The 11,203-nt window shown below is 72.0% G+C and carries 13 protein-coding genes; 8 read left to right on the forward strand and 5 right to left on the reverse strand.

Annotation, left to right across the window (positions count from 1 at the left end; translation table 11 throughout):
- The first annotated feature begins 176 nt into the window (after positions 1-176).
- The 5 genes from ACIRSS_RS24770 to ACIRSS_RS24790 all read left to right on the forward strand — a co-directional run bounded on the left by ACIRSS_RS24770 (position 177) and on the right by ACIRSS_RS24790 (position 4,900).
- Complete coding sequence (locus ACIRSS_RS24770) at positions 177-740, forward strand: hypothetical protein (RefSeq protein WP_400898754.1); 564 nt, start codon at positions 177-179, stop codon at positions 738-740.
- Between the two features lies 1 nt (position 741).
- Positions 742-2,157: a dihydrolipoyl dehydrogenase family protein gene (locus tag ACIRSS_RS24775; RefSeq protein WP_400898756.1), complete on the forward strand. Its 1,416-nt coding sequence runs from the start codon at positions 742-744 to the stop codon at positions 2,155-2,157.
- Between the two features lie 78 nt (positions 2,158-2,235).
- A complete protein-coding gene (locus ACIRSS_RS24780) occupies positions 2,236-3,021 on the forward strand; it encodes an alpha/beta fold hydrolase (protein ID WP_400898758.1) in 786 nt (261 codons plus the stop codon).
- On the forward strand, positions 3,018-4,031 hold the full coding sequence (locus ACIRSS_RS24785; RefSeq protein ID WP_400898760.1) for an SAM-dependent methyltransferase: 1,014 nt from the start codon (positions 3,018-3,020) through the stop codon (positions 4,029-4,031). The genes ACIRSS_RS24780 and ACIRSS_RS24785 overlap by 4 nt, the downstream gene beginning before the upstream one ends.
- A gap of 50 nt (positions 4,032-4,081) precedes the next feature.
- Positions 4,082-4,900, forward strand: coding sequence for a M55 family metallopeptidase (locus ACIRSS_RS24790; RefSeq protein ID WP_400898762.1), 819 nt, complete (start codon positions 4,082-4,084; stop codon positions 4,898-4,900).
- A 23-nt stretch (positions 4,901-4,923) separates the two neighbouring features.
- Here the strand turns inward: ACIRSS_RS24790 and ACIRSS_RS24795 are convergent, their stop codons facing one another.
- The gene (locus ACIRSS_RS24795) at positions 4,924-5,775 is read right to left on the reverse strand and encodes an NmrA family NAD(P)-binding protein (RefSeq protein WP_400898764.1); all 852 of its coding nucleotides are present in this window, start codon (positions 5,773-5,775) and stop codon (positions 4,924-4,926) included.
- A 91-nt stretch (positions 5,776-5,866) separates the two neighbouring features.
- Here ACIRSS_RS24795 and ACIRSS_RS24800 point away from each other — a divergent pair, with 91 nt between their 5' ends.
- Both ACIRSS_RS24800 and ACIRSS_RS24805 read left to right on the forward strand, forming a co-directional pair.
- Positions 5,867-6,499 carry a TetR/AcrR family transcriptional regulator gene (locus ACIRSS_RS24800; RefSeq protein ID WP_400898766.1) on the forward strand — a complete coding sequence of 211 codons (633 nt, stop codon included), beginning with the start codon at positions 5,867-5,869 and terminating at the stop codon, positions 6,497-6,499.
- Between the two features lie 97 nt (positions 6,500-6,596).
- Entirely contained in the window at positions 6,597-7,778 is a 1,182-nt protein-coding gene (locus ACIRSS_RS24805) for a serine/threonine-protein kinase (protein WP_400898768.1), read from the forward strand.
- 165 nt (positions 7,779-7,943) lie between these two features.
- On the opposite strand, the gene ACIRSS_RS24810 is transcribed toward ACIRSS_RS24805, so the two are convergent.
- Positions 7,944-8,873, reverse strand: a complete 930-nt coding sequence (locus tag ACIRSS_RS24810) for an NADP-dependent oxidoreductase (protein ID WP_400898770.1) — start codon at positions 8,871-8,873, stop codon at positions 7,944-7,946.
- A 49-nt stretch (positions 8,874-8,922) separates the two neighbouring features.
- On the opposite strand from ACIRSS_RS24810, the gene ACIRSS_RS24815 reads away from it, so the two are divergent.
- Positions 8,923-9,588 carry a TetR/AcrR family transcriptional regulator gene (locus ACIRSS_RS24815; RefSeq protein WP_400898772.1) on the forward strand — a complete coding sequence of 222 codons (666 nt, stop codon included), beginning with the start codon at positions 8,923-8,925 and terminating at the stop codon, positions 9,586-9,588.
- On the opposite strand, the gene ACIRSS_RS24820 is transcribed toward ACIRSS_RS24815, so the two are convergent.
- From ACIRSS_RS24820 to ACIRSS_RS24830, 3 genes are read right to left on the reverse strand one after another with little or no spacing between them, the layout of a single operon-like run.
- A complete protein-coding gene (locus tag ACIRSS_RS24820) occupies positions 9,582-10,322 on the reverse strand; it encodes an SDR family NAD(P)-dependent oxidoreductase (protein ID WP_400898774.1) in 741 nt (246 codons plus the stop codon). The two genes, ACIRSS_RS24815 and ACIRSS_RS24820, sit on opposite strands and share 7 nt — an antisense overlap.
- A gap of 7 nt (positions 10,323-10,329) precedes the next feature.
- A complete protein-coding gene (locus ACIRSS_RS24825) occupies positions 10,330-10,617 on the reverse strand; it encodes an antibiotic biosynthesis monooxygenase family protein (protein WP_400898776.1) in 288 nt (95 codons plus the stop codon).
- A 1-nt stretch (position 10,618) separates the two neighbouring features.
- The gene (locus ACIRSS_RS24830; protein ID WP_400898778.1) at positions 10,619-11,047 is read right to left on the reverse strand and encodes a DUF6640 family protein; all 429 of its coding nucleotides are present in this window, start codon (positions 11,045-11,047) and stop codon (positions 10,619-10,621) included.
- Positions 11,048-11,203 lie beyond the last annotated feature (156 nt).

Below are 11,203 nucleotides of genomic sequence, written 5' to 3' on the forward strand. Positions count from 1 at the left end.
GCCCGGGTCCGCACGCCCGCCGCCCGCCGCTTTGAGCGATCGGCACGGTCCTTTCGCCTCGCGTAAGAACTCGGAAAGAACGTTCTGTCTTGACATTGCGAAGCCCGCCCACCATGCTGAGTTGAGATAGAACGTTCGGTCTCGTCGGGGAGGTTCCCCGCGGTCTTGAGAGGATCATGGTGACTACTGTCGACTCGCCCGCCGTAGGTGGGTTCGCCCCGGCTCTGCGCCGGTTGTACTTCGTGCGGTTCGCGTTCGCCATCGTGTGGGCGGTCCTGATTTTCCTGACGACCAAGTCGGGGCTGGGGGCGGTCGGCATCACCCTGGCCGTCCTGTACCCGCTGTTCGACGTGGGTTCGGCCATTGTGGACGCTCGTTCGTCGAAGGGCGCCGGGTCGGTGACCGCGCTGTACGTGAACATGGCGATCAGCCTGCTCGCGGCCATCGGGATCGGCGTCGCGTCCGCGTCCGGCGTGGCGGGCGTGCTGCGGGTGTGGGGCGCCTGGGCGATCGTGGCCGGGGTGGTCCAGCTGATCGTCGGGATCCGCCGCCGCAAGATGGGCGGCCAGTGGCCGATGATGCTCAGTGGTGGCATCTCCGTGCTGGCCGGCGCCAACTTCGTCATCGGCGCCTCCGCGGCCAACCCGTCGCTGGCCAACGTGGCCGGGTACGCGGTCCTCGGCGGCATCTTCTTCCTCGTCTCGGCGATCCGGCTCGGCCGCGCCGCCAAGGGGAACTGACATGACCACGTACGACGTCGTCGTCATCGGGGCCGGCCCGGTCGGGGAGAACGCGGCCGACCGGATCGTCCAGGGTGGCCTGACCGCCGCGATCGTCGAGCGCGAACTGGTCGGCGGCGAGTGCTCCTACTGGGCGTGCATGCCGACCAAGGCGTTGCTGCGCAGCGGGGCGGCCCTCCGCGCGGCCCGGCAGGTGCCCGGCGCTCGCGAAGCCGTGACCGGTGAGCTCGACGTGGCGGCCGTGCTCCGCCGTCGCGACTCCTTCGCCTCGAACTGGAATGACGAGGGCCAGGTGTCCTGGCTCGAGTCGGCCGGCATCCCGCTGTACCGCGGCCACGGCCGGATCGCCGGAGCCCGGGTCGTCGAGGTGACCGGTGCCGACGGCAGCACCACGACGCTGACCGCGCGGCACGCGGTGATCGTCGCCACCGGCAGCAGCACGCTGGTCCCGGACATCGACGGCCTCCGCGACGCCAAGCCGTGGACCAGCCGCGAAACCGTTGCGGCCAAGGAAGTTCCGGCCCGGCTGGCCGTCATCGGCGGTGGAGTGGTGGCGTCGGAGATGGCGACGGCGTTCAGCGAGCTGGGGTCGTCGGTGACGATGCTGGCCCGCGACGGCGTGCTGCACCTCAACGAGCCGTTCGTCGGCGAACGCGTCGCGGAGTCGTTGCGGGAGAAGGGGGTTTCGGTCCGCATCGGGGCCGAGGCCGGCTCCGTCAAGCGCAACGACGACGGAACGGTGTCCATCACGCTCACCGACGGCGAGCAGCTCGACGCCGACGAACTGCTCGTCGCGATCGGCCGCACGCCGAACACCCAGGACATCGGTCTCGACACCGTCGGCCTGAAGCCGGGCGGCTGGCTCACGGTCGACAGCACGATGCGGGTACTCGAAACAGACGGCTGGCTCTACGCCGCCGGCGACGTCAACCGGCGCGTTCTGCTTACGCACCAAGGCAAGTACCAGGCCCGCGCGGTCGGCGACGCCATCGTGGCGCGCGCGAAGGACGAACCCGTGGATGACGGCGAATGGGGCCGGCACGCGGCGACCGCCGACGAACGCGCGGTGCCGCAGGTCGTCTTCACCGACCCGGAAGTCGCGTCGGTCGGCCTGACCGCGGCCAAGGCCGAGGCCGCCGGGCTGCGGACCCGCGTCGTCGACTACGACCTGGCCGCCACCGCCGGCTCCGCCGTGCACGCCGAGGGCTACCGGGGACACGCCCGGATGGTCGTCGACGAGGACCGCAAGGTGATCGTCGGCTTCACGCTCGTCGGTCCGGACGTCGCGGAGATGCTGCACGCGGCGACGATCGCCGTGGTCGGCGAGGTGCCGCTGGACCGGCTCTGGCACGCGGTCCCGGCGTTCCCGACCGTCAGCGAGGTGTGGCTGCGGCTGCTCGAAGCCTACGGCCGCTGACTCGCCCGATGCCCCGGCCCCGCCGCGATCCGGCGGGGCGGGGTGCCCTCTTGCCCCCCCCGGAAGGGGTTTCCTGTCATGCGTTTCCGCATTCCTCGCGTCGCCGTCACCGGTGTCGCGGTTCTCGCCCTGCTCGCCACCGCCGCGCCGGTCACGGCCTCGGCGACCGGCACTCCGGACAGCACTCCCAAGCCCACCATCGTGCTCGTCCACGGCGCCTGGGCCGACTCCTCGAGCTGGAACCCCGTCATCGAACGGCTGCGCCGCGACGGCTACCCCGTGCGCGCCATCGCCGACCCGTTGCAGGGCCTGACGAGTGACACCGCCTACGTCACCAGCTATCTGTCCACCATCGATGGTCCGAAGGTGCTCGTCGGTCATTCCTACGGCGGTGCGGTCATCACCAACGCCGCCACCGCCGTGCCCGACGTCAAGGCCCTCGTCTACATCGCCGGGTTCATCCCGGTGCGGGGCGAGACCATCGGTGACCTCGCCGCGAAGTCGTCGACGCCGTTGCCGCTGATCACCACCCCGGTGCCCGGCGGCGCGGAGGTCACCATCGACCCGGCGCAGTTCCGCACCGCCTTCGCCGGCGACCTCGACCGGACCACCGCGGCCGACCTCGCCACCACCCAGCGACCGGCCAACACCAAGGCCGTCACCGACGCCGGCGTCACCGAGGGCTTCCGGACGATCCCGTCGTGGGCCCTCCTCACCCGCCAGGACCGCGCCATCAGCCCGGATCTGCAGCGTTTCATGGACACGCGCGCGGGCGCCCGGATCACCGAGGTGGACGCCTCCCACGCGGTCATGCTCAGCCGTCCGGACGTCGTCACGAAGCTCGTCGAGCAAGCCGCGCGATGACCGCCGCGACCACCGCGCGCGCCGATCCCGTCCCGATGACCCAGCAGCAGATCCTGCAGGCGCTTTCGGGGCTGTACCTCGGGATCTTCGTGGCGATCCTGTCGTCGACGGTCGTGACCAACGCCCTGCCCACGATCGTCGCCGAGCTGGCCGACGGCGCGAGCACCACCGCCCTCATGATCGCCGCCACCCGGGCCATCGAAACGCACCGCGCCGACGGGCTCGTCCGGGACGAATACGCCGAGCACTTCGTCCGTAGCGCCCGTTCGGGGGTCGCGATGCCCACCCGGATCGAGGACGTCGAAGGCGGCGACGCGCACCCGGTGTGGGGCCGGCTGGGTGCCTACTGCGGCCTGCGCACCCGGGTGTTCGACGACGCCGTGCGCGCGGCCGCGACCCCGCAGGTCGTGGTGCTCGGCGCCGGCCTGGATACCCGCGCCCTCCGGCTCGACCTGCCCGCGGCCCGGCGGATCTTCGAGATCGACCGGGCGGATGTCCTGGCGTTCAAGGTCGCGGTGCTCGACGCGGCCGGCGCGCGGGCCCGGGTGCGCTGCGACCGGCTGGCCGTCGACCTCGCCGAGGCGTGGGACGTCGCGTTGCTCGCCGCCGGGTTCTCGCCGGACCGGCCCACGACGTGGATCGCCGAGGGCGTGCTGCCGTACCTGCCACCCGCGGTGGAGGAGCGGGTGCTCGCGACGGTCGACCGGCTGTCGGCGCCCGGCAGCCACCTCGGCTACGAGGTCGTGCCCGGCCAGGAGACCCCCGCGTTCCGCGACCACGACCTGTACGCGGGGACGGGCGAGGCCATCGGGTCGCACCTGCCGAGCCTGCTCGACGACGGTGTCCGCCCCGACAGCGCGAAGTCGTTGCGCGCGGCCGGGTGGGAAATCACCGAACGACCGGTCGCCGGCTACACGGCGCACTACGGCCGCGGCCCGGATCCGGCCGTCGACGACCCGGTCCGGCTGGCCCGCTGGGGGTTCGGGCACAAGGGGGCCCGCACGCCCTGAGTCGTATCGTCGACCGACATCAGGCGATCGGCGGGAAAGGTGTGGTCAAGGTGCGGGTACTCGTGTCGGTCGACATGGAGGGCGTTGCCGGAGTGGTCGACAGCGATGACATCCGCCCCGGTCACGGCGAGTACGAGCGCAACCGCGCGCTGCTGACCGCGGAGGCCAATGCCGCGGTGCGGGGGGTGCACGCGTATGCGGCGGACGCGCAGGTGCTGGTCGCCGACGCGCACGCGCGGTTCCGGAACCTGGTTCCCGAACTGCTGGACCAGCGGGCCGAGCTGGTGCGGTGGACACCGAGGCCGCACGGGATGATGGCCGGGCTCGCCGCCGACGTCGACGCGGTGCTGTACATCGGCTACCACGGCAAGGCGGGGACGGCCCGTTCGGTGCTGGCCCACACGATCTCCGGCGCGCTCATCGCCGACGTGCGGTGCAACGGTTCGTCCCTCGGCGAACTCGGCCTCAACGCGGCACTGGCCGCCCACTTCGACGTGCCTTCGGTGCTGGTCAGCGGCGACGACACCGTGGCCGCCGAGGCGGCCGAGGTGGCCCCGGGCATGCGCTGTGTGGTGGTCAAGCGGGCGCTCGGCGCTCGTGCGGCCAGGACGCTGCACCCCGACGAGGCGTGCCGCCGGATCGAGCTCGAGGTGCCGCGAGCGCTGGACGAGCGGGCCGCGGTGCGCACCCGCCGGTTCGACGGCCCGGTGCGGCTGGAGGTCCGGCTGCAGCGGCCGCACATGGTCGAACACGCCTTGCTGGTACCCGGGATGGAACGAACGGACGGATGCACCTTGCGCTACGAGGCGCCGGACTTCCCGACCGCGTACGACGTCCTCGAGCTCATCGCGGTGCTCGGCGCCGTCTGATCGGCTGCTCGGTACGTGCCGGCTCAGGCGAAGGCCGCGGCGTGCTCGGCGAGGAAGCTGTGGAGACCGCGCGGCGCGGTACCGGTGAGGGTCGCCACTTCGCCGGTCAGCCAGGCCGCGTCGCCCTCGGCGATGAGCCCGAACGCCTGGGCGTTCGAGGTCGCCACCGGCTCGGGAACCCCGGCCCCGATCATCACGGCTCGATGCTCGTCCGGGCTGATCCGGCGGTACTCGACGTCGTGTCCCAGCGTGGCGGACAGTTCTTTCGCGACGTCGGCGTAGGTGATCAAGTCCGGGCCGGTCAGCCGGTACGTGCGGCCCGCGTGGGCCGCCGGTGCGACGGCGATCCGGGTCGCGACGGCCGCGACGTCCCTGGCGTCGATCATCCCGACCTGCCCGTCGCCGGCCGACATCGTGAAGCCCCGCGTCTGCCGGACCGCCGGCGCCAGGGCGAGCAGGTTCTGCAGGTAGGCGTTGGACCGCAGCAAGGTGTGGGGGAGGCCGGTGGCGGCCAGGTGCGCCTCGATCCGGGCCTGTCCACGCCGGCGGTCCACCGGGGAATCGGCCGAGGCCTTGCTGGTGATCTTGACGACGTGGGTCACGCCGTTCCGGACGGCGCTGTCGATGACCGCGATTTCCTGAGCGGGCACGGCCGGGCTCACCAGGATGACCGTGTCGACGCCGGCCAGGGCCGCGTCCAGGGTGCCCGGGTGGTCGAAATCGCCGGTGACGATCTCGATCTCGTCGGCCAGGTCGGCGCGGTGCGCCACGCGGGACGGGTCGCGGCCCAAAGCCCGAGCGGGTTGGTGCCGCGCGGACAGCAGCCGCACGGCTTCGGAGCCGACCGTGCCGGTCGCGCCGGTGACCAGAATCATCGTGTTCCCTTCGGTCCTCCGCGGAATGGATCGTGCTATCCAATCTAGGCACGCTAGGATTGGATAGTCAAATCCAGTTTTGGAGGGTTCGATGCCGGCTCGCGTGGCGCCGCAGGAGGCGCCCAGCACACCGAAGGGACGCGCGACGCGCGAGCGGATCGTCGCGGCCGCGGCCGACCTGATGTACCGCCACGGCGTGGCGGGCACCAGCACCCCGGCGGTGCGCGATGCCGCCGGCGTCAGCTCGTCGCAGATCTACCACTACTTCGCCGACAAGGACGACCTCACGCGAGCGGTCATCGCGTTCCAGTCCGAGGCGATCCTGTCCCACCAGGCACCGCTGCTGGCCAAGCTCGACAGCGTCGCCGCCCTGCGGTCGTGGCGCGACGTGGTCGTCGACGCCGCCCGCCGGCAGCACGGCACCGGCGGATGCCCGCTGGGCAGCCTGTCCAGCGAGCTGTCCGACGATCACCAGTGGGCACGCGACGCCTTGGCCGGCAGCTTCACCGCCTGGTCCGAAGCCATTCGCGCCGGTCTGGCCGCCATGATCGACAGCGGCGCCCTGCGGCCGGAGGCCGACGCCACCACGCTGTCGCTCGCGCTGCTGGCCGCGGTTCAGGGCGGCCTCGTCCTCGCGCAGGCCCAGCACACCACCGACGCCCTCGAAGCCGCCCTGGACACCGTGATCGCCCACATCGGCGACCACGCCTCACCGCCGGCCTGAACGTTCAGCCTCGACCGGTCCGGGCGGGCGATCGTGTTTGCCCGGGGCGGTGGTGCGGGTACCGGTAAGGACCACGAGCCGGATGAGGTGCCTGCCGATGACGAACGAGCTGCCGGACCTGCTCGCCGGACGCTACGAACTCGGGTCGCCGATCGGCAAGGGCGCCACCGCGCGGGTCTACCGCGCCGTCGACCGGGAGCTGGGGCGCGAGGTCGCCGTCAAGGTCTACGACCGCCACGCGGTGGCGGTGGAGCAGCTGCGCCGGGCGCGGGAGAAGACCTTGCTGGCGAGCATCGACCACCCGCGGGTGGTCGCCCTGTACGACAGCGGCACCGAAGGCGACCGGCCGTACCTGGTGATGCAGCTGGTCGACGGGGAAAACCTCGCCGAGCGCTTGCTCGCCGGGCCGTTCACCGCCGACGAGGTCGGCGAGTTCGGCCTCCGGCTGGCGCACGCGCTGGCCCACGTCCACGCGCGGGGCATCGTGCACCGCGACCTCAAGCCCGCGAACGTCCTGCTCGGCGCGGACGGCCCGCTGATCACCGACTTCGGCATCGCGCACGCGCTGGACTCCACGCACATCACCGGTACCGGCCTGGTCACCGGCACGGCCGCCTACCTGGCGCCGGAGCAGATCCTGGGGGAGCCGGCCGGGCCGCCCGCCGACGTCTACGCCCTCGGGCTGATCCTGCTGGAGTGCCTGACCGCGCAGCGCGAGTTCCCCGGCACCCTGGCGGAGTCGGCGATGGCTCGGTTGCACCGCGCGCCGCGGATTCCCGAAGGGACACCCGGCCCGCTGGCGCACGCGCTGCGCCGGATGACCGCCCGGGACCCCGCGGACCGGCCGGGCGCCGAGGAGCTTCCGCACCTGCTGCAGGAGCCGCCCGCGACGGTGACCGCGGCTCCGTTCGCCGTCCCGGTTCGGCGACGGCGAACGGCCGTGGCCGCGGGCGGGGTCCTGGTGACCGCGGCGGCCGGTCTGCTCGTGGTGCTCCTCGCGACGCCGGCCGATTCCGGGAACTCCCCGGCGCGGCCGCCCGAAGCGGCCCCGGCCACCGCTTCGGCCGTGCCGCCGTCTCAGGTCACCTTGCCGCCGGCGTCGGCCGTCGTGGTGGTCTCGCCGCAAACCGCGAAGCCGGTCACGGTGGGCGTGGTCGCCGCCATACCCCCGAAGGCCGGCCCGCGGAAGCCGGACGGCGAGGCCAAGCCGGACGGCGATACGCACCACGATGCGGAAAAAGCCGTAGGCCCGGGTGGAAAACCGAAATCGCGCCACTGACCGAGACGGTGCGTTGGTACCGATCCACGTTCAGAGGCCGGGAAAGCCGGGTATCCGCAAGCGAGTCCCGTCCGTGCTTGGCGGGACTTCCGCGACGACGTCGGTTCAGCAGCGAGCCCGGCGTCGTCGCCCCATCGCCCGACCTGTGCGGCGGAGAAGCGCGTTCTAGTGCTGCAGCACGATTTTCCCGCGCGCGTGGCGGCTTTCGCTGAGTTCGTGCGCGGCGGCGACTTCGCCGAGCGGAAACGTCGCGGCGACCGGAATCCGCAACCGCCCTTCGGCGGCCAAAGCAATCGCGGCTGAAAGAGCGTGCACCGCCAGGGGATCCGCACCCGAGCCGGCCGGCGAGCCGTGCGACAGGTGCACCCCGTGCTCCTCCGCCGCGAAGTCGGCGATCGTCACCACGTGCGCCGGGTCGCCGGTGAGCGCGATGAGGTCCGGCAACGCGCCGCCCGCGCAGTCGAACACCGCGTCCACTCCGGACGGTGCCAAGGCGCGGACCCGCTCGACCAGCCCCGGGCCGTACGTCGTCGGCTCCGCGCCCAGCGAACGCAGGAAACCGTGGTTTCCCGGGCTCGCCGTGCCGATCACCCGCGCGCCGCGGGCGGTGGCGAACTGGACCGCGACCGTGCCCGTCCCGCCCGCCGCGCCCTGCACCAGCACCGTCTGCCCGGCGCGGACCGCGAGGCGGTCGAGCACCCGCGTGGCCGTCTCGGCCGCGCCCGCCGCGCCGCCCGCTTCCGCCCAGCTCCACTCCGCCGGCTTCGGCGCCCACGCCGCCAGCACCGCGAAGTCGGCGTTCGCCCCGCGCGTGGCCGCGGGAGCCATGCCGAACACCGGGTCGCCGATCCGCACATCCGTGACGCCGGCGCCGACCTCGTCGACCACGCCCGCCGCGTCGAAGCCGGTGCGGAAGGGGAACTTCACCGGCACGACGTCCCGCAGCTCTCCGGAACGGAGCCGGATCTCGCCGGGTGAGATCGCGGAAGTCCTTACGGCGACGCGGATTTCGCCCGGGCCGGCGTGCGGCGCCGGTACGTCGGCGACCTCCACCACACTCGGCGGGCCGTAGGAGGAAAACTGGACAGCTCTCATAGGGGCGAATTTAACGGAGCACCCCGTCCGGTTGGCTAAAGTGAGAGCGGTGACGGCCGAAGTGAGAGCGCCCCTCCGTTCCGACGCCCGCGACAACCGCGGGCGCATCCTCGTGGTCGCCCGCGCGGCCTTCGCCGCCGAAGGCCTGGACGTGCCGATCCGCGAGATCGCCCGGCGCGCCGGCGTCGGTGTCGCGACCGTCTACCGGCACTTCCGGACCAAGGAAGCCCTGCTGGCCGAGGCCTTCGCCGAGCAGCTGGCCTCGTGCCGGGCCGTCGTCGAGGAAGGCCTCGCGGCCGACGATCCGTGGCGCGGGTTCTGCCTCGTCATCGAGCGGCTCATGGAGGTGCACGCCCTCGACCGCGGCTTCGCCCGCGCGTTCACCTCGCAGGTGCCCGGCATCGCCCGCTTCGCCGCGGACCGCGACCGGACGCTGCGGCTGCTGCTCCGTTTGGTGCGGCTCGCGAAGGAAGCGGGCGAGCTGCGGGACGACTTCGTGCTGGAGGACATCAGCCTCGCGCTGATGGCGAACGAAGGCATCCGCGCCGAGTCACCCGAGCTGCGGGTGGCGGCCTCCCGCCGGTTCGCGGCCCTGATGCTCCAGTCGTTCCGGGCGGACCCCGTCCGGACGCCGTTGCCGCCCGCCGTCCGGTTGCCGCTGTCCCGGGCCGAGCTCGGCCGGGCCCGGAGCAGCGGCACTCGGCCGGTTCAATAGTTGGCCCGTCCCCCTGAGGCGTCGAACACCGCACCGGTCGTGAAACTGCACGCCTCGCTCACCATGAAACAGATGACTTCGCCGATCTCCCGCGCGGCCGCGATGCGTCCCATCGGCACCAGGCGCTTCATCATCTCGATCGCCTCGGCCGGCACGTCGTTCACCATGGCCGTCTCGGTGGGGCCCGGCGTGATCGTGTTGACCGTCACGCCGAACGGGGCGAGCTCCTTGCCGAGTGTCTTCGTCAGACTGATGACACCGGCTTTCGAAGCGCCGTAGGCGGCTCCTCCGGGAACACCCTCCTTACCAGCGATCGACGCGACCGTGGCGATGCGCCCGTAGCCGCGCTCACGCATGGCCGGCACGACTGCCGTGCAGCACAGGAACGTCCCTTCCAGGTTCACGGCGTTGATGCGGCGCCAGTCCTCGTAGGACAGCTCACCGACCGGCCGCATGGGCCCGATGATGCCCGCGGAAGTCACCAGGACGTCGACCGGGCCCAGTTCCTCGACGGTCGCCGCGTGCGCTTCGCCGACACCGGACGCATCGGTCACGTCGACCGCGTGCACGTAAGCGGCGCCGCTGTCGTCCCGGGCGTCCTTCAGCCTGCCGGCGTCGAGATCCCACAGCGCGACACGGCCTCCCTCGGCCGCGATTTGGTTCGCGACGGCGAGGCCTATCCCCGAAGCGCCACCCGTGACGACGGCGACGCGGTTCGCGAATCGATCGGTCATGGTCATCTCAGGCGACGACGTGGGTGTGCTGGACGGCGGCGGGCCCGGCGGGGTACGGGCTGATCGCCTTGCGCCATTGGGCGTACTGCTCGGTTTCGCGGTAGCGCTCGTGGGCCGCGAGATCGGTCCATTCCACGAGCAGCACGAAGTTCGTCGGGGTCTCGACCCCCTGGGTGAGGCGGACCGAGAGCACTCCCTCGGTGGTCTCGAACCCCTCGCTGGCGGCGACGTGCGCATCCGTGAATTCCTTCTCGGTGCCGGGCTTCACGGTGATCTGGGCGATTTCGATGATCATGTCAGTACTCTCCATTGTGGTTGGTGCGGCGGCGCTCCAGCAGGTAGCCGGCGAGGACGAACCCGAGGCTGGGCAACGTGGTCATGAGCTGCGGCCAGGTGTTCTTGCCGGGCGGGTCGACGCTGGAGACGCCCGGGTAGAGCGCGACGGACAGCTGGGTGAGGCCGTACATGCTCGCGATGACGGCGGCCGCGTCCAGCGACGCGCGCGTCTGGTTCGGTTTCCACAGGTAGTGGAGGACCGCCGCCCCCAGCGCGACGCCCATGCTCATGGTCTGCGCGTTGTGGAACTTCGCGTGCGGTGGCCAAGACGGGTTGTGGATGTGCGTTTCGTTCCAGTCGGCCACGTAAACGCCGACCGCGGTTCCCGCCGCGGAAATCGAGATGAGCACCTTCCCCCACGGGAACTTCCTGCGGTTGCGATCTGACACCTTGGTCCCCTTCGGACGTGCGGCCGGACCCGTGAACTCTCGCAGTCCATGATGTCGCGCGGTCGGGGTCTATTACGCGCTCGAAAGGGGGCCGGCGGAACCCGTCGCCCATCACGTGCGGCGGGAGCGGGGGGCGGTGCGGCAGCCGGGGGTTCG

It is taken from the genome of Amycolatopsis sp. NPDC101161 (genome assembly GCF_044768185.1).
Classification (GTDB): Bacteria; Actinomycetota; Actinomycetes; order Mycobacteriales; family Pseudonocardiaceae; genus Amycolatopsis.

What these genes read in the sequence shown, in the direction of transcription:
- ACIRSS_RS24770 (WP_400898754.1), top strand. Translation starts at nt 177, where the DNA reads ATGGTGACTACTGTCGACTCGCCCGCCGTAGGTGGGTTCGCCCCGGCT.
- ACIRSS_RS24775 (WP_400898756.1), top strand. Translation starts at nt 742, where the DNA reads ATGACCACGTACGACGTCGTCGTCATCGGGGCCGGCCCGGTCGGGGAG.
- ACIRSS_RS24780 (WP_400898758.1), top strand. Translation starts at nt 2,236, where the DNA reads ATGCGTTTCCGCATTCCTCGCGTCGCCGTCACCGGTGTCGCGGTTCTC.
- ACIRSS_RS24785 (WP_400898760.1), top strand. Translation starts at nt 3,018, where the DNA reads ATGACCGCCGCGACCACCGCGCGCGCCGATCCCGTCCCGATGACCCAG.
- ACIRSS_RS24795 (WP_400898764.1), bottom strand. Translation starts at nt 5,775, where the DNA reads ATGATTCTGGTCACCGGCGCGACCGGCACGGTCGGCTCCGAAGCCGTG.
- ACIRSS_RS24800 (WP_400898766.1), top strand. Translation starts at nt 5,867, where the DNA reads ATGCCGGCTCGCGTGGCGCCGCAGGAGGCGCCCAGCACACCGAAGGGA.
- ACIRSS_RS24805 (WP_400898768.1), top strand. Translation starts at nt 6,597, where the DNA reads ATGACGAACGAGCTGCCGGACCTGCTCGCCGGACGCTACGAACTCGGG.
- ACIRSS_RS24810 (WP_400898770.1), bottom strand. Translation starts at nt 8,873, where the DNA reads ATGAGAGCTGTCCAGTTTTCCTCCTACGGCCCGCCGAGTGTGGTGGAG.
- ACIRSS_RS24820 (WP_400898774.1), bottom strand. Translation starts at nt 10,322, where the DNA reads ATGACCGATCGATTCGCGAACCGCGTCGCCGTCGTCACGGGTGGCGCT.
- ACIRSS_RS24825 (WP_400898776.1), bottom strand. Translation starts at nt 10,617, where the DNA reads ATGATCATCGAAATCGCCCAGATCACCGTGAAGCCCGGCACCGAGAAG.